This is a genomic window from Paraburkholderia bengalensis (assembly GCF_037126505.1).
In the GTDB taxonomy this organism is placed as follows: Bacteria; Pseudomonadota; Gammaproteobacteria; order Burkholderiales; family Burkholderiaceae; genus Paraburkholderia; species Paraburkholderia bengalensis.
The window spans coordinates 112567-129352 of sequence record NZ_JACFYJ010000006.1; the positions used below are offsets into that span (position 1 = coordinate 112567).

At 63.1% G+C, this 16786-nt stretch carries 14 protein-coding genes; 10 read left to right on the forward strand and 4 right to left on the reverse strand.

Annotation, left to right across the window (positions count from 1 at the left end):
- The first annotated feature begins 59 nt into the window (after positions 1-59).
- Entirely contained in the window at positions 60-1463 is a 1404-nt protein-coding gene (locus H3V53_RS06035) for an MFS transporter (protein ID WP_336597169.1), read from the forward strand.
- A gap of 63 nt (positions 1464-1526) precedes the next feature.
- Here the strand turns inward: H3V53_RS06035 and ehuA are convergent, their stop codons facing one another.
- From ehuA to ehuB, 4 genes are all read right to left on the reverse strand, one after another.
- The gene (gene ehuA, locus H3V53_RS06040; protein WP_054920522.1) at positions 1527-2351 is read right to left on the reverse strand and encodes an ectoine/hydroxyectoine ABC transporter ATP-binding protein EhuA; all 825 of its coding nucleotides are present in this window, start codon (positions 2349-2351) and stop codon (positions 1527-1529) included.
- Between the two features lie 59 nt (positions 2352-2410).
- Entirely contained in the window at positions 2411-3070 is a 660-nt protein-coding gene (ehuD, locus tag H3V53_RS06045) for an ectoine/hydroxyectoine ABC transporter permease subunit EhuD (RefSeq protein WP_054920513.1), read from the reverse strand.
- Entirely contained in the window at positions 3067-3753 is a 687-nt protein-coding gene (ehuC, locus tag H3V53_RS06050; protein WP_336597170.1) for an ectoine/hydroxyectoine ABC transporter permease subunit EhuC, read from the reverse strand. The genes ehuD and ehuC overlap by 4 nt, the downstream gene beginning before the upstream one ends.
- 198 nt (positions 3754-3951) lie before the next feature.
- Complete coding sequence (gene ehuB / locus H3V53_RS06055; RefSeq protein ID WP_336597171.1) at positions 3952-4806, reverse strand: ectoine/hydroxyectoine ABC transporter substrate-binding protein EhuB; 855 nt, start codon at positions 4804-4806, stop codon at positions 3952-3954.
- A gap of 212 nt (positions 4807-5018) precedes the next feature.
- On the opposite strand from ehuB, the gene ehuR reads away from it, so the two are divergent.
- From ehuR to ggt, 9 genes are all read left to right on the forward strand, one after another.
- A complete protein-coding gene (gene ehuR, locus H3V53_RS06060) occupies positions 5019-6443 on the forward strand; it encodes a MocR-like ectoine utilization transcription factor EhuR (RefSeq protein WP_336597172.1) in 1425 nt (474 codons plus the stop codon).
- A 223-nt stretch (positions 6444-6666) separates the two neighbouring features.
- Positions 6667-7707, forward strand: coding sequence for a hydroxyectoine utilization dehydratase EutB (gene eutB / locus H3V53_RS06065; RefSeq protein ID WP_336597173.1), 1041 nt, complete (start codon positions 6667-6669; stop codon positions 7705-7707).
- The gene (locus H3V53_RS06070; RefSeq protein WP_336597174.1) at positions 7704-8705 is read left to right on the forward strand and encodes a cyclodeaminase; all 1002 of its coding nucleotides are present in this window, start codon (positions 7704-7706) and stop codon (positions 8703-8705) included. Before eutB ends, H3V53_RS06070 begins: the two co-directional genes overlap by 4 nt.
- 9 nt (positions 8706-8714) lie before the next feature.
- Complete coding sequence (doeA, locus tag H3V53_RS06075; RefSeq protein ID WP_336597175.1) at positions 8715-9944, forward strand: ectoine hydrolase DoeA; 1230 nt, start codon at positions 8715-8717, stop codon at positions 9942-9944.
- Between the two features lie 4 nt (positions 9945-9948).
- On the forward strand, positions 9949-11007 hold the full coding sequence (gene doeB, locus H3V53_RS06080) for a N(2)-acetyl-L-2,4-diaminobutanoate deacetylase DoeB (RefSeq protein WP_336597176.1): 1059 nt from the start codon (positions 9949-9951) through the stop codon (positions 11005-11007).
- A gap of 15 nt (positions 11008-11022) precedes the next feature.
- Positions 11023-11493 (forward strand): Lrp/AsnC family transcriptional regulator, encoded by a 471-nt coding sequence (locus tag H3V53_RS06085; protein WP_336597255.1) that lies wholly within the window; start codon positions 11023-11025, stop codon positions 11491-11493.
- 421 nt (positions 11494-11914) lie between these two features.
- Positions 11915-13420, forward strand: coding sequence for an NAD-dependent succinate-semialdehyde dehydrogenase (locus tag H3V53_RS06090; RefSeq protein WP_336597177.1), 1506 nt, complete (start codon positions 11915-11917; stop codon positions 13418-13420).
- A 38-nt stretch (positions 13421-13458) separates the two neighbouring features.
- Positions 13459-14856 carry an aspartate aminotransferase family protein gene (locus H3V53_RS06095; RefSeq protein ID WP_336597178.1) on the forward strand — a complete coding sequence of 466 codons (1398 nt, stop codon included), beginning with the start codon at positions 13459-13461 and terminating at the stop codon, positions 14854-14856.
- A gap of 158 nt (positions 14857-15014) precedes the next feature.
- Positions 15015-16745 (forward strand): gamma-glutamyltransferase, encoded by a 1731-nt coding sequence (gene ggt / locus H3V53_RS06100; RefSeq protein WP_336597179.1) that lies wholly within the window; start codon positions 15015-15017, stop codon positions 16743-16745.
- Positions 16746-16786: the final 41 nt, after the last annotated feature.

Here is a 16786-nt window from a genome sequence, read left to right on the forward strand (position 1 = left end):
CACGATGCCATAATCGCAGCTTTACGCCGACGCTTTCTCCGTCGTCGCCTTTCGTCCACATGGCCTTAGCACTAGGCGCCTTCATCGTTCCGTTGATCGTCGCCTGCGCGATGTTCATGGAAAACGTCGACTCGACGGTGCTCGTCACGTCGCTGCCCGTTCTTGCCCGCGATCTCGGGCATGATCCCATCACGCTGAAGCTCGCGATCACCAGCTACGTGATCGGCCTGGGCGTATTCATTCCCGTCTGCGGCTGGGTCGCCGACCGCTACGGTCCGCGTTCCGTGTTCCGCACGGCGATCGGCATCTTCATGGCAGGCTCGCTAATGGCGGCGGCATCGACCAATCTGCCGTTATTCGTCGCCGCGCGTTTCGTGCAGGGCATCGGCGGCGCGATGATGGTGCCCGTTGGCCGTATCATCATCTTCCGCTCGGTGCCGAAGTCGGATTTCATTCGCGCCGTCAACTATCTGACGGTGCCCGCGCTGCTCGGGCCCGTGATCGGTCCGCCGCTGGGCGGCTTCATCACGACCTATCTGCACTGGCGGCTGATCTTCATCGTCAACATTCCGATCGGCCTGTTCGGCATCTGGCTCACCAACCGACACATCGCGAACGTCCGCGAAGCGCATCCTGGGCGGCTCGACTGGGCGGGCTTCTCGCTGTCGGCAAGCGGCGCGTCGCTGTTCATGCTCGGCTTGTCGCTGATCGGCGGCGAACTGGTGTCGAACGCGCTATCGGCGATGATGTGCGCGCTCGGCGCCGCATTGCTGCTGGCCTACGGGTACTACGCCAGGCGCGTCGAGCGGCCCGTACTCGATCTGAAGCTGCTGCGCATTCCGAGTTTCCACGCGAGCGTCGCGGGCGGTTCGCTGTTTCGCATCGGCCTCGGCGCCGTGCCGTTTCTGTTGCCGCTCGCGTTGCAGGAAGGGCTCGGCATGACGCCGTTTGCCGCAGGCACGATCACCTGCGCATCGGCGTTCGGCTCGATCTTCATGAAGACGATTGCGTCGTCGGTGCTCGCGCGTTTCGGCTTTCGGCGCGTGCTGATGTTCAACGCCGCCTTCGCCGGCTGCGCCATCGCGAGCTATGGACTCTTCGCGCCCGGCACGCCGCACATCGTGATCTGGTGTGTCGTGCTGTTCGGCGGCATCTTTCCGTCGTTGCAGTTCACGTCGCTGAACTCGCTCGCCTACGCGGATATTCCGGGCGCCGAAGTCGGCCGCGCGACGAGTGTCGCGAGCGTCGTGCAACAGCTTTCGCTGGGGTTGGGCGTGACGATCGCGGGCATCATCCTGTCGATCTCGCACAAGCTGCAAGGGCATCCCACCATCGTCTGGACGGACTTCTGGCCCGCGTTTCTCGCGATCGGGCTGTTCTCGGCCGCGTCCATTCCCGTCACCGCGAAGCTGCCGCACAACAGCGGCGACGAACTCGCGCGCGGTGGAAGAGGGCCGGCGTAACTGACGTGATCGACGTGACCGGCGTGGACGAAGGCGCGTCACGCCGTGGCGCGACGCGAACGCTCAAACGGCTTCGCGAACCGCGCGCAGGAACTGCTGCGTGCGCTCATGCTGCGGCGACGTGAAGAACTGCTGCGGCGGACCTTGCTCGATGATCTTGCCTTGCGAGAAGAAGCACACACGGTCCGCGAATTCACGCGCGAAGCCCATCTGATGCGTGACCATCAGCATCGTCAGGTTGTGCTCCTTGCCGAGGCGCCGGATCACGTTGAGCACTTCGCCGCAAAGCTCGGGGTCGAGCGCGGACGTCACTTCGTCGAACAGCATCACCTTCGGGCGCATCGCGAGCGCGCGCGCAATCGCCACACGCTGCTGCTGGCCGCCCGACAGTTGCGACGGATAGTGATTGCATTTGTCCTCGAGACCGACCAGCGACAGCAGTTCGCGCGCGCGATCGGTGGCGTCCTTGCGCGACAGGCCGAGCACCCGCATCGGCGCTTCGATCGTATTGGCGAGCGCCGTCATGTGAGGGAACAGGTTGAAGCTCTGAAACACCATGCCGATCTTGCTGCGCACGCGCCGCAGATGCGCCGGCGACGCAGGCACGAGCCCGCTGTTCTTGCGCATGTGCGTGAGCGGCTCGCCGTCCACTTCGATCAGGCCGCTCGTCAGCGGATCGAGCGTCATCAGCACGCGCAGCAGCGTCGATTTACCCGAGCCGCTTGGCCCGATAATCGCGACCTTCTCGTTGGGCGCGATTTCCAGATCGAGTTCGTCGAGCACGGTGAGCGTGCCGTAGCGTTTCGTCACGCCGGCGAACCGGACCATCGGCTGTTCGCCTTTTGCGTTCTGCGTTTCGCTCAGCACGGCAACGGGGTCTCGCTTCATCTCTCTCTCCATCACGGGGGACTGGGACTGCAAAGTGGTGTCGGTGTCTGCATGCGTTTTCATGGCAGCCTCAAGCGGAATTCCAGCCGTCGCACGAGCTGCGCGAACGTGATGCTGATGACGAGGAAGAACAGACCCGCGAGCGTGATCGGCTCCAGATAGCGGAACGTTTCCGAGCCGACGTTCTTCGCCTGCTGCATCAGTTCGACGACGGTGATGGCCGACAGCACGGGCGTGTCCTTGAACATCGCGACGAGGTAATTGCCAAGTGCGGGAATCACGGGCCGCACGGCTTGCGGCAGAATCACGCCGCTGTACGTGCGCCACGGCGACAGCGACAACGCGCACGCCGCTTCCCATTGCCCGCGCGCGACGCCGTTCAGGCCCGCGCGATACACTTCGGACGTGTAGCACGCGTAGTGCACGGCGATGCCGATCGTGCCCGCCGTCAATGCGGACATCGTGATGCCGTAGATGGGCAGTACATAGAACAGCACGTACACCTGAATCAGCAGCGGCGTGCTGCGGATGAACTCCACGACGAACCCCACGCTGCGGGACACGGCCTTGATATGGCTGCGCCGAAGAATCGCGAGCACGAGGCCGAGCACGAGCGCGATCGCAAAGCCGACCAGCGTGATCAGGATCGTATAGACGGATGCGCGCGCGAGAGCGGGCAGGATGTGCGCGGCGTACTGCAAGTCGAAGAAGTGATTCATGACGCCGCCTTTTGCGTGGTGCGTGGCGAGTGCGCGTGAGCCAACATGCCGTGGCTCACCCGCCGTTCGAAATGTCGCATCAGCGTGACGAGCAACTGCGCGAGCACGAAGTAGATGACGAGCGTGAGGCAGAAGATCTCCGCCGTCTTGAACGTTGCTTCGTCGAGCTGGCGGGCGCGGAACGTGAGATCGGACAGCGTGATCAGCGAGACCAGCGACGTGCCCTTCAACAATTCGATCATCAGGTTCGTCGCGGGCGGCAGCGCGTTGATCATCGCCTGCGGCAGCACGATGCGACGCGTCCGCGTAAAGGCCGACATGTTCAACGCGACCGCAGCCTCGAACTGGCCGCCAGGCACCGAGCGCAACGCGCCGCGCAGGATCTCGGAGCCGTATGCGCCGTAGTGCAGACCCAGACCGACGATCGCCACGGTGAACGGCGTCAACTCGATCCGGAACGGCGGCAGCGGGAGCACGAAGAAGAACCAGAAGAGTTGCACCAGCAGCGACGTGCCGCGAAACACTTCGACGTACACATTGCCCGCCCAGCGCAGCGGCGCCCACGGCGCCAGCTTGGCCGCCGTGGCGATAAAGGCCATTGCGATGGCGAGCAGCGTGCCGAGCGCGGCAATCTCGATGGTGACGAGCGTACCTTGCAGCAGCAAAGGAAACAGTTCACGCATGGCGGTGGCCTCGCTTGCATGACGGCGCACGCGTGCGCCTGGGATTGAATGCGGGAAGCAAATCAGGTGCCTCCCCGGGGCGCGCGATTCGCGCTGTGCTACGTCGGATGGCTTTCGTCAGCAGCACATGAAATCGCGGCCCGATCGATTGCGCGCGGTGTATCGCGCAATCACTCGTTGTGAATCATCCGTCGCGAATCACTTGCCGCAGATGTCCGCGGCCGTCTTCGTGGTCAGATTCGTTTTGTCGAAGCCGAACGGCCCGACGGTCGCAAGATGATCGGGCGTGCCGAGCCATTGATGTAACTGCTTGTTCACGGCATCGCGCAGATCGGTGTCTTCGGGCCGGAACGCGAGCGCGCCGTAGCCTGTGTGCTTCGGATCGTCCTTGAACACCGACACCGTTTCGACCTGACCCGCATCTTTCGCGGCGAGACCCTTCATCGTCAGCGCAGTGCCCGCTGCTGCATCGGCGCGGCGCGTGCGCACGGCCTGCAGTTGTGCCGTCGTGTCGGGCACCTGCAGCAATTGCGCATCCTTCACGCCTGCATCGCGCGAGTTGGCGACTTCAACAGCGCCCGCCATCACGGCGAGCTTGATGTCCGGCTGCTTCGCGACATCGCCATAACTGTGCAGGTTCTTCGGATTGCCCTTCGACACGAGCAGCGTGTCCTGAATCTGATATTGCGGATCGGCGAATGCGACCTGCTTGCAGCGCTCGGGCGTGATGTACATGCCCGCCGCGATCACGTCAAAGCGGCCCGCGCGCAGGCCCGGAATCAGCGAACCCCATTCCGTCAGCACGGCGTCCACTTTCTTCACGCCGAGCTTTTCGAAGATCTTGCGGGAAATTTCCGGCGACTCTCCCGTCACCTTGCCATCGGGTGTCGTGTAGGCGAACGGTGCTTCGTTCGCGTAGCCGATGCGCACCTCGCCGGTGCGCTGGATGCGCTGCAACGTCGTTTCAGCCGACGCGAACTGGGTGTGCATGGCAAGGCCGGCTGCCGCGAGGCAGAGGGCGCCGAGCATGACTGACGTGCGCTTCGATTTCATGTCGATTCCGTAAGAGGGCGAAAAATGTGCAGTGAATGGCGCTATGCGGCGTGCGTCCAGACCCGGGAAAACCCCATGTGGCAAGCAATCCAGAGCGTTCGAATGGCCCGGAATGCAACCCATGAACGCAGCATACAAAGCCATTTTTTTGTTCTGATTGCTCTAGGACAATAATTTTCCGGGGCCCTTCCGTCGCACTATGCAGGATGTGCATGCGAGGGCGGCAGCGGAGGCGGCAGGTGATCGAGCAATGGCGGGAAGCAGTGGGCGCGGTGCATGGCGTCGAATCAAAATACAAACGGCTGGTGAAGGCGATCGCAAGCGACATCGAAAGCGAGTCGCTGCGCGCGGGCGCGCGCCTGCCGCCGCAGCGCGATGTCGCGTCGGAGTTGTCGATCAGCGTGCAGACGGTCACGAACGCCTACAAGGAGCTGGAGCGGCAAGGGCTGATCCGCTGCGAAGTGGGGCGCGGCAGTTTCGTCGCGGAGCGCGTCACGGAGACCATGTCGAACTACATGCTCGATACGGCCGAGCGTTCCGTGGTGGACTTTTCGATCGCGCGCATCATTCACACGCCCGAACACGACGCAATGTGGCGCAAGGTCTGCGCGACGCTGTCGAAGATCGAAGACCAGCCGTGGATACGCGCGTTCCGGCCGATCGCGGGATTCGAGCATCATCGCCAGGCCGGCATTGCATGGCTGCAGACGATGGGCATGCCTGCTTCGATGGACACGCTGCTCGTCACGAACGGCGCGGCGCATGGCATCTTTCTCGCGCTCGCTTCGCTGGTCGGCCCCGGCGATACCGTGTTATGCGAAAGTCTGACCGATCACGGCGTGATCGGCTCCGCGAATGTCCTGGGGTTTACGTTGAAGGGGCTGGAGATCGACGAATACGGCATCCATCCCGAGCACTTCGAAGAGATGTGCGACAGCGAGCGCATCACGGCGCTCGTCTGCACGCCGACGTTGAACAATCCCACCGTCGCGCTGATGCCCGAGTCGCGGCGCCGCTCGATTGCGCGGATCGCGGAACGCTACGGCGTATACGTGATCGAGGACGACGTGTATGGCCCTTTGCCCGTCACGCGTCCCGCGCCGATATCGAGCCACATCCCCGAGTTGTCGTTCTATTGCACGAGCATGTCGAAGTCGGTGCTGGCGGGTTTGCGCATCGGCTATCTGACGACGCCGCGCCGCCTCGCGTTGCGCGCCGAAAGCGTGCTGCGCGTGAGCAGCTGGATGGCGACCTCGCCGATGGCGGAAGTGGCGACGCGCTGGATCAATGACGGCACGGCCACGCGTCTCGTCGAGATGCAGCGCGTGCGGCTCGCGGTTCGACAGGCGCTCGCGCAAAAACTGCTGGGTCCGTATGTACTCGGCTCGCATCCGCAGGGGCTGTCCGTGTGGCTGCGCGTACCCGATCACTGGCAGGCGGACCGGCTCGTGCGCGAGTTGCGCAACCGGAATATCGCGGTGACGTCGCCCGATCCGTTTCTCGTGCGCGGCGCGGAACGGCCCAATGCGGTGCGCCTGTGCGTGGGCGCCGAAGTCAGCGACGACGTGTACGAAGAGGCGCTCGAAACGATGCGCGACGTGTTCGAGCAGTATCCGCAGGTGCACGACTTCGGCTAGACAGGCCGTTGCTTGCGCCGCTGCCTGCGCGACGCGTGACGCGCGACACGTGAGGTGTGACGCGATCACGAAGCCGCGCAAACCGAAATGTACCAGGACAATAGAAAACGGTATTTAGAACATTAGACTGGCCGCACTGAGTCCGTTGCGGTTTGCGTCGAATGTCGATGACGTCACAGGCAAAAACCGCATCGGTCGTGAAATTTGTGCAGGGCCGATGCCAATGTCCGACCTTTCGCTTGCCGATTTCTTTCGCGCGCGACTACGCATTCGAGGACGCGTGCTGCGCACGCCGCTCGTCGAGTCGCCGGTGCTGTCCGCACTTGCCGGCACACCCGTCTATCTGAAACTTGAAACCGTCCAGCCTACGGGCAGCTTCAAGCTGCGCGGCGCGACGAACGCGCTTGCGCGTCTTGCCGAAGCAGGATGCCGGCGCGTGGTCACGGCATCGACGGGCAATCATGGCCGCGCCGTCGCGCATGCGGCGCGCGCGCTCGGCATCGAGGCGGCCGTGTGCATGTCGTCGCTTGTGCCGCCCAACAAGATCGAAGCCGTGCGCGCGCTCGGCGCGCAGGTGCACATCGCCGGCAAGAGCCAGGACGATGCGCAGCGCGAGGCGCAGCGGCTCGTCCGCGACGAGGGCTACGCCTATGTGCCGCCATTCGATCACCCCGATGTGATCGCGGGGCAGGCCACCATCGGCCTCGAAATCGTCGAAGACTTGCCCGATGTCGAGCATGTGGTCGTGCCGCTGTCGGGCGGCGGGCTCTTCGCAGGTGTCGCGTTGGCCGTGAAGCGCAGCGCGCCCGCTGCGCGGCTGACGGGCGTGACGATGGAGCGCGGCGCGGCCATGCACGCGAGCCTCGCGGCAGGCAAGCCCGTGCTGGTCGATGAAGTGGAGACGCTCGCCGATTCGCTCGGCGGCGGCATTGGCCTCGACAACGGCTACACGTTTTCGCTGACGCGCGAACTGATCGACAGCGTCGTCCTGCTGGACGAAGCATCGATTGCGCGCGGCATCGTGCATGCGTATGAAAGCGAGCGGCTCGTGCTGGAAGGCGCCGCCGCAGTCGGCATTGCCGCGCTGCTCGCGGGGCATCTCGGCGATGCGTCGGCGGCGCGTGGCCCGATCGTGTTGATCGTCACGGGCGCCAATATCGACATGAACCAGCATCGCCGCATCGTCGGAGCGGCAGGCGAAGCGAAACCCGAAACGATACCCGAAGCGGAACTTGAAACGAAACGCGAAGGAGCGAACGCATGACGGCCATCACCCTGCTCGGCGAAGCACAACTGCGCGAGCTTGTGCCGCTCGATCTCGCAGCCATCGAGCAGATCGAATCGGCGTTTCTCGCGCTCGCGACTGAGGCCGTTGCGATGCCGCCCATCCTGCGGCTCGATCTGCCCGAGCATCGCGGCGAAGTGGACGTGAAGACTGCGTATCTGCCGCGCTTCGACAGCTTCGCGATCAAGGTGAGCCCCGGCTTCTTCGACAACCCGAAGCTTGGGCTGCCAAGCCTGAATGGCCTGATGCTCGTGCTGTCGGCGAAAACGGGCCTGACGGAAGCGGTACTGCTCGACAACGGCTACCTGACGGCCGTGCGCACGGCGGCTGCGGGCGCTGTCGCGGCGCGCTGGCTGGCGAAGCGAGATGCGCGCAGCGTCGCTGTAATCGGCGCGGGCGAGCAGGCGCGTCTGCAATTGCAGGCGCTCGCGCTGGTGCGAAAAGTCGAGCGCGTGACGGTGTGGGCGCGCCATCGCGCGAACGCCGAGCGATTCGCAGCGGATATGTCCGCGCAATTGCACATCGCATGCGAAGTCGCGCGCGACGTTCACCACGCGCTTGCCGAAGCCGATATCGCGATCACGACCACGCCGAGCAGCGAACCGCTGATTCACGCCGCCGATCTGCATGCTGGTCTGCACATCACGGCGATGGGCTCGGATGCCGAGCACAAGAATGAAATCGCGCCGCAAGCGTTAGCGGCGGCGCGCTACGTATGCGACCGCGTCACGCAGACGCGCGTGCTGGGCGAACTGCATCACGCAATCGAAGCGCGTGTGATGGACGCGAATGCGCCGCACGCCGAACTCGGCCAGATCATCGCAGGACAGATACAAGGCCGCACGGGCGAGCGCGACATCACGCTCTGCGACCTGACGGGCACGGGCGCGCAGGACACGGCGATCGCGACGCTTGCCCTCGCGCGCGCCCGCGCGGCCAACGCAGGGACCATTTTCCGCAACGACATGAAGGGCTGAGAGGAGACTATGTCAGATACACCTCAACTGGAGCGCGACGACGTGACGCCGGCGGCACCCGTCGTCCGGCTGCCGTTCGATCGCGGCGAATACGACGCGCGCATCGCGAAGACGCGCCGCGCAATGGAGAAGGCGCAGATCGATCTGCTGATCGTGACGGACCCGACCAACATGGCGTGGCTGACCGGCTACGATGGCTGGTCGTTCTACGTGCATCAGTGCGTGCTGCTTTCGCTCGACGGCGAGCCCGTCTGGTATGGACGCGGCCAGGATGCGAACGGCGCGCTGCGCACGGTGTTCATGAAGCGCGAGAACATCGTCGGTTATCCGGATCATTACGTGCAGTCCACCGAACGTCATCCGATGGATTACCTCGCGCGCGAAGTGATCGAGGCCCGCGGCTGGCAAACGCGGCGCATCGGTGTCGAAATGGATAACTACTACTTTAGCGCCGCTGCCTATGCAGCGTTGCAGCGCAATTTGCCGCAGGCGACCTTTCGCGACGCGACGGCGCTCGTCAACTGGCAGCGTGCCGTGAAGTCGCCGCGCGAAATCGAGTGCATGCGCGTGGCTGCGCGCATCGTCGAGAAGATGCATGCGCACATCGTCGAGACGATCGAGCCGGGCATGCGCAAGAACGATCTCGTCGCACAGATCTACTCTGCGGGAATCACGGGCGTCGACGGCCATGGCGGCGACTATCCCGCCATCGTGCCGCTGCTGCCCACGGGCGCCGATGCCGCCGCGCCACATCTGACCTGGGACGACACGCCGTTCGAAAAGAACGCGGGCACGTTCTTCGAAATCGCCGGCTGCTTCAGGCGCTATCACTGCCCGCAATCGCGCACGGTGTTTCTCGGCAAGCCGCCGAAGCATTTCATCGATGCAGAAAAGGCCGTGGTGGAAGGCATCGAAATGGGGCTGGCGGCGGCGAAGCCGGGCAACACCTGCGAGGACATCGCCAACGCGTTCTTTGCCGTGCTGCGCAAATCGGGCATCGAGAAGAACAGCCGCTGCGGCTACCCGATCGGTGCGAGCTATCCGCCCGACTGGGGCGAGCGCACGATGAGCCTGCGTCCGGGGGACAAGACCGTCCTCGAACCCGGCATGACGTTTCACTTCATGCCCGGCCTGTGGCTCGACGACTGGGGCCTCGAAATTACCGAGAGCATCCTGATTACCGGGTCGGGCGTCGAGACCTTCTGCAACACGCCGCGCAAGCTGTTCGTCAAGGAGTAGTGCAATGCGGGCTTCACCCATTTCCGCCACGGTCGAATTCGACGCCGACGGCGTGCAGCACGGTTTTCTGAAGCTGCCGCATTCGCACGATGCGTCCGCGTGGGGCGCCGTGATGATTCCCATCACGGTGGTCCGCAATGGCGACGGTCCAACGGCACTGCTGACGGGCGGCAATCACGGCGACGAATACGAAGGGCCCATCGTGCTGTCGAAGCTCGCGTCGACCTTGCAGGCAAGCGAGGTCAATGGGCGCGTGATCATCGTGCCGTTCATGAATTACCCGGCGTTTCGCGCGGGAAGCCGCACGTCGCCGATCGATCGCGGCAATCTGAATCGCAGCTTTCCGGGTAAGCCGGACGGCACGGTGACCGAGAAAATCGCCGATTATTTTCAGCGCTATCTGCTGCCGCTCGCCGACTACGTGCTCGATCTGCATGCGGGCGGCCGCACGCTGGATTTCGTGCCGTTCGCCGCCGTGCACGTGTTGAAGGATGCGCAGCAGCAGTCGCGTTGCGAGGCGGCAATGCGCGCATTCGGCGCGCCGTATTCGATGCGGATGCTCGAGCTGGACAGTGTCGGCTTGTTTGACACGGCCGTCGAAGAAGCGGGCAAGGTCTTCGTATCGACAGAACTGGGCGGCGGGGGAACGGCGACGGTCGCGAGCGTCGCGGTAGCCGAGCGCGGCGTGCGTGGCTTTCTTGCGAGTGCGGGCGTGCTCGCATCACTCGCGTCCCGCGACGATCAGGCATTGCCGCCGCGCACGACGACCTTGCTCGACATGCCCGACGGCACCTGCTACACGACGAGCGAACACGACGGCCTGCTGGAGCTTTGCAAGGATCTCGGCGACAGCGTCGAAGCGGGCGATGTGATCGCGCGCGTGCACGACGCGACACGCACGGGCGCGCGGCCCGTCGAATATCGCGCGCGCCGCAGTGGCCTGCTTGCTGCCCGGCATTTTCCGGGGCTGGTGCGCATCGGCGATACGGTGGCCGTGGTCGCCGATATCGTCGAGCGCGGCATTCCCGTTGCGATGGGCAAACGGGCTGCAACGACAGGCTAGAGGCACGCGCCGATGATGAAACTCGATCGCTACGATCTCGCGATTCTTCGCATCCTCGCGCAGGACGGGCGCATTACGAAGTCCCGTCTTGCCGAGGAAGTGAACCTGTCGATCTCGCCAGCGTGGGAGCGCGTGCGGCGACTCGAAGAAAGCGGCGTGATTCGTGGCTATCGGACGGATATCGACTGGACGAAGGCATTCAACGGGAGCCGCATCATCGTCGAGGTGACGCTTGCGCGTCACACGGCGCACGATATGCGGCGCTTCGAAGAGCGCATCGCCGAGGCGCCTGAAGTCACGCAATGCCACGCGACGGGCGGCGGTGTCGACTATGTGCTGCATGTGGTGTCGAAGGATATCGACCACTATCAGCGGTTTATCGATGCGTTGCTGACGGATGAGCTTGGGATCGAGCGGTACTTCACTTATGTAGTCACCAAAGTGGTCAAAGGGGGCGGGTTCGAGGGTATGCCGGCGTGGGAGTAGGTTTTGTTCTTTGTGTTTGGGCGTTGCCCTGTTTGTATTGCCGCTTGCGTCGGCATCCGCGTTTTGTCTTTGCTTCGCAAGCGTTGCCCCTGTGCGGGGCGGCACTTACTTTCTTTGCCGCCGCAAAGAAAGTAAGCAAAGAAAGCGGGCTCACACCGCGAGTGCTCGTTATTACCCACGGGCTCTCTACGTCCCCGCACTTCACGCCGCACTGTACTTGTTCACGCTCGCTGCCAGCGCATTTGCACAGGCCTCACTGCGGCGAACTCTGTGCAGGTGTTCGTGACTTTCAGGACTTGAAAAATCCTTACCTGCGGGTCCAGAAACAGAAAAAACATCACACCCTCTAGCTCGAAACCAAAAAAACCGAAGCCGCGCGCCCATTAGAGTACTGAGTAGCTACTGCAACCAGGAGATCGCCATGCTGTTGGGCCACCCCGTACTATTCAAATCGCTGTGCTATGTGGACGGACGCTGGATGCACAGCGAAACCGCCTCCACGGTGCCTGTGCAAAACCCTGCAGATCAGGAAGTGATCGGCCATGTACCGATGCTCGAAGCGTCGCAGATCACGCAGGCCGTCGCTGCCGCACAGCGCGCATTCGATAGCTGGCGCTGGGTTCCCGTCGCGAAGCGCGCGGCATTGCTGCTGCGCTGGCATGAACTGGTGCTGCGCCATCAACACGATCTTGCCGGCATTCTCGCGCTCGAGCAGGGCAAGCCGCTCGCCGAAGCAGCGGGTGAAATCGCCTATGGCGCGAGCTTTATCGAATGGTTTGCGCACGAAGCCAAACGTCTGAATGGCCGCACCATTCCAACGCATATCGACGGCGCGCATCTCGGCACGATGATGGAGCCCGTCGGCGTTGCCGCGTTGATCACGCCGTGGAACTTCCCTAACGCAATGATTACGCGCAAAGCCGCCGCGGCGCTTGCTGCCGGCTGTACTGTCGTCGTCAAGCCTGCACACGAAACGCCGTTCTCCGCGCTCGCGCTCGCACAGCTCGCGGAAGAGGCGGGCTTTCCCCCGGGCGTGTTCAACGTCGTGCTCGGCGAGCCGCAAATGGCAATGGAAACGCTGGTGCGGGATCCGCGCGTGCGCACGGTGAGCTTCACGGGCTCGACGCGCGTCGGGTCGCTCGTGATGCAGGCGGCCGCGCAAAGCGGCATCAAGAAGACAGCACTCGAACTCGGCGGTAACGCGCCGCTAATCATCACTGAAGACGCCGATCTCGAGCAGGCGGTGCGCGTCGCCGTGGCCGCGAAGTTTCAGACATCGGGCCAGGACTGTTGCGCGGCGAATCGCATTCTCGTTGCACGTCCTGTGTATGACGCATTCATCCAGCGCTATGCACAGGCTGTGCGTGCGTTGAAAGTGGGCGCGGCATTCGAGGCGGGCAGCGAAGTCGGTCCGTTGATGCATCAGGCCGCATTCGATGCAACGGTGCAACGCGTCGACGATGCGCGCGCGAAGGGCGCACGCATTCTGGCAGGCGGCTCGCCGCACGCACGCGGTGGCTGGTTCTTCGAGCCGACCGTGATCGCCGATGCGGCAAAAGGCATGCGCGTGTACGACGAAGAGAACTTCGCGCCCATTTCGGCCGTGTCGCCCTTCGATACGCTCGACGAAGCCATCGCGCGCGCAAACGATACGGAATACGGTCTTGCCGCCTACGTGTGCGCGAAAGATCTGAACACCGTGTTTCAGGTGATCCGCCGACTCGACTTCGCGATGGTGTCGGTCAATGGCGCGAAATTCACCGGCGCGCCGATTCCCTTTGGCGGCATGAAGGCATCGGGCCTTGGCCGCGAAGGCGGACTCGAGGGGTTCGAGCCGTTTGTCGAAACGCGTTACTTTTGCCTCGGTCAACTCGGCCTGCCCGTCACCGATTCGGCTTTTTCTGCTCATCGGCCCGTTGCCGCGTGAGCGCGTCATTCAATTACCGGTCAGAAATGGAGCATCACATGACTCAACTCGATCAACTGTTCAGCGCCGACCGCGCGCACTTCATGCATCCGTCTACGCACGCTCACGATCACGCGAGCGGCGCATTGCCCGGCCGCATCGTCACGGGCGCAAAAGGCATCCGTATCGAGGATCATCAAGGCAAGTCGTTCATCGACGCTTTCGCGGGCCTGTACTGCGTGAACATCGGCTATGGCCGCACGGAAGTCGCCGAAGCCATCTATGAGCAGGCGAAGAAGCTTGCCTATTACCACACGTATGTCGGGCATTCGACGGACACCATCATCGAACTGTCGTCGCGCATCATCGACTGGTCGCCCAAGGGCATGAAGAAGGTGTATTACGGCATGTCCGGCTCCGATGCGAACGAAACGCAGATCAAGATCGTCTGGTACTACAACAACGTGAAGGGCCGGCCGAACAAGAAGAAGATCATTTCGCGCCAGCGCGGCTATCACGGCTCGGGCATCGTGACGGGCAGCCTGACGGGCTTGCCCAGTTTCCATCAGCATTTCGATCTGCCTATCGAGCGCGTCAAGCACACTGTGTGTCCGCACTGGTATCGCCAGGCGCCGGCCGGCATGATTGAAGCGCAGTTCGTCGACTATTGCGTCGAAGAACTGGAGAAGCTGATTGCGAAAGAAGGCGCCGATACGATCGCCGCGTTCATCGCCGAACCGGTGATGGGCACGGGCGGCATTCTGCCGCCACCGGCTGGCTATTGGCCCGCCATCCAGAAGGTGCTGAAGAGGCACGACATCCTGCTGATCAGCGATGAAGTGGTGTGCGGCTTCGGGCGCCTCGGCTCGAAGATGGGCGCGCAGCATTTCGGCATCGAGCCGGATCTGATCACGGTTGCCAAAGGTCTGACGAGCGCCTATGCGCCGTTGTCGGGCGTGATCGTCGGCGAGAAGGTGTGGGATGTGATCGATCGAGGTTCGCAGGAGCACGGTCCGATGGGGCACGGCTGGACCTATTCGGGGCACCCCATTTGCGCGGCTGCCGCGCTTGCGAATCTCGACATCCTCGAGCGTGAGAATCTCACCGCGAATGCGGCCGATGTCGGCGGCTATCTGCTCGCGCAATTGCATGCGGCATTCGACTCGCATCCCCTCGTCGGCGAAGTGCGCGGTGCGGGCATGCTCGCGGCGCTTGAATTCATGGCGCATAAAGAAGAGCGCCGTCCGTTCGACGCCGCGTTGAAGGTCGGTCCTCGTGTATCGGCCGCCGCATTGCAGCACGGACTGATCGCGCGGGCGATGCCGCATGGCGACATTCTCGGTTTCGCGCCGCCGCTCGTGACGACGCGCAGCGAAGTCGATGAAATCGTCAAGCTGACGAAGATGGCTGTCGACGAAGTGGCGTCGCAAGTGCTTAAGGAGTCGGCGGCCGCATAACAGCGTCGCCCTTCTATTGCAATTGGAGTAAGCGAGGGAAACGAAGCCCTATGCGCATGAAACGCACAGGGCTTCTTCGCAAACGCACGGGTTGCGTGTTATAAGCCCAAGACACTCTTTTCGTTATTGAACCAGAAGAACGTCTTTGGAGGCACGCGTTGAAACTAATCGATAAAGCGAAATTCTCCGCAACAGCGCTGGCCGTCGCTGCGCTCTTGACCACTTCCGCGGGCTTTCTCGAGTCCGCACCGGCGTACGCGAAGGCGCCCCCTCCCCAACAGCCCGTACTGACGGCGTCAGCCGTCGCCGTGGCGGACAAGTACAGCGCCGATGCCGCGGAAAAGATCTTCAAGGAAGGCGGCAATGCCGTCGATGCGGCCGTGGCGATTGCGTTCACGCTAGCCGTGACCTATCCCGAAGCGGGCAATATCGGCGGCGGCGGTTTCATGACGCTGTATGTGAATGGCAAGCCCTATTTCATCGACTATCGCGAGCGCGCGCCGCTGGCGGCGACCCGCAACATGTATCTCGACGATCAGGGCAATGTCATCAAGGGCAAGAGCCTGTTCGGCTATTACGCCGTGGGCGTGCCCGGCACGGTGGCGGGGATGTGGGAAGCGCAGCACCGTTTCGGCAGGCTGAAATGGAAGCAGGTGCTCGCGCCCGCCATCGGCTACGCGCGTGACGGCTTCATCGTCGACGAACAACTGGCCAAGCGCCGCGAAGCCGCGGAGAAGGACTTCGAAGGCAAGACGAACTTCGACACCTATTTCGGCAATCTGAAAGAGGGCGTGAATTTCAAGCAGCCGGATCTCGCAGCTGTGTTGACGCGCATTGCGAATCAGGGCGCGCGCGAGTTCTATAACGGGAAAACGGCCGATCAGATCGCGGCATCGATGAAGGGGCACGGTCTCATCACCAAGCGCGATCTGCAGGAATACAAGGCTGTGTGGCGTCAACCCATTCAGGCGAACTGGAACGGTTATCGCGTGATCACCGCGCCGCCGCCGAGTTCGGGCGGTATCGGTCTCGTGCAATTGCTGAAGATGAAAGCAGACCTCAAGAGCGACTTCGCCAACGTCGATCTCAACTCGCCGCAGTACATTCACCTGATCGCCGAAATCGAGAAGCGCGTATTCGCGGATCGCGCGCAATATCTCGGCGACCCGGACTTCTATAAGGTGCCCGTTGCGCAACTGACGGACGACGCCTACATCGCGAAGCGCGCATCCGAGGTGAATCCGCAAACGCCGTCGGATACCAGGAGCGTGCAGCCAGGACTTGGCACGTCGATGCCCGAGAAAGCCGAGACCACGCATTTCTCCGTGGTCGACAAGTGGGGCAATGCGGTGTCGAACACGTACACGATCAACGGCTATTTCGGCTCGGGTGTCGTGGCGGAAGGCACGGGCATCGTGCTGAACGACGAAATGGACGATTTCGCCTCGAAGCCGGGCGTGCCGAACATGTTCGGCGTGGTGGGCAGCGACGCGAACTCGATCGAACCGAAAAAGCGCCCGCTGTCGTCGATGTCGCCGACCATTCTGACGAAGGACGGCCAGGTGTCGCTCGTGATCGGCACGCCGGGCGGCTCGCGCATCTTTACGTCGATCTTCCAGGTGGTCAACAACGTGTACGACTTCAACATGCCGTTGAAGGACGCCGTTGCCGCGATGCGTTTCCATCATCAGCTGTTGCCGCCGAATACGATCTTCTGGGAGCCGTATGCGCCCATCGACGGTGAGCTGGCCAAGCAGGTTGAGGCGAAGGGTTATACGCTGCAGGCGCAGAACTTCAATGGCGACATTCAGGCTATCAAGATCAACGGCGAGACGCCGGAGCCCGTGTCCGACCCGCGCGGCCGCGGCGTGACGCGCGTGATCCACTGATCGGGCGGCGCATAACGCTCATCCGGTGAACGGCGCCTGAT

What these genes read in the sequence shown, in the direction of transcription:
- H3V53_RS06070 (WP_336597174.1), top strand. Translation starts at nt 7,704, where the DNA reads ATGACGGCCATCACCCTGCTCGGCGAAGCACAACTGCGCGAGCTTGTG.
- H3V53_RS06090 (WP_336597177.1), top strand. Translation starts at nt 11,915, where the DNA reads ATGCTGTTGGGCCACCCCGTACTATTCAAATCGCTGTGCTATGTGGAC.
- ehuA (WP_054920522.1), bottom strand. Translation starts at nt 2,351, where the DNA reads ATGAAGCGAGACCCCGTTGCCGTGCTGAGCGAAACGCAGAACGCAAAA.
- doeA (WP_336597175.1), top strand. Translation starts at nt 8,715, where the DNA reads ATGTCAGATACACCTCAACTGGAGCGCGACGACGTGACGCCGGCGGCA.
- eutB (WP_336597173.1), top strand. Translation starts at nt 6,667, where the DNA reads ATGTCCGACCTTTCGCTTGCCGATTTCTTTCGCGCGCGACTACGCATT.
- ehuC (WP_336597170.1), bottom strand. Translation starts at nt 3,753, where the DNA reads ATGCGTGAACTGTTTCCTTTGCTGCTGCAAGGTACGCTCGTCACCATC.
- ehuD (WP_054920513.1), bottom strand. Translation starts at nt 3,070, where the DNA reads ATGAATCACTTCTTCGACTTGCAGTACGCCGCGCACATCCTGCCCGCT.
- ehuR (WP_336597172.1), top strand. Translation starts at nt 5,019, where the DNA reads ATGCGAGGGCGGCAGCGGAGGCGGCAGGTGATCGAGCAATGGCGGGAA.
- H3V53_RS06035 (WP_336597169.1), top strand. Translation starts at nt 60, where the DNA reads ATGGCCTTAGCACTAGGCGCCTTCATCGTTCCGTTGATCGTCGCCTGC.
- H3V53_RS06085 (WP_336597255.1), top strand. Translation starts at nt 11,023, where the DNA reads ATGAAACTCGATCGCTACGATCTCGCGATTCTTCGCATCCTCGCGCAG.
- H3V53_RS06095 (WP_336597178.1), top strand. Translation starts at nt 13,459, where the DNA reads ATGACTCAACTCGATCAACTGTTCAGCGCCGACCGCGCGCACTTCATG.
- doeB (WP_336597176.1), top strand. Translation starts at nt 9,949, where the DNA reads ATGCGGGCTTCACCCATTTCCGCCACGGTCGAATTCGACGCCGACGGC.
- ehuB (WP_336597171.1), bottom strand. Translation starts at nt 4,806, where the DNA reads ATGAAATCGAAGCGCACGTCAGTCATGCTCGGCGCCCTCTGCCTCGCG.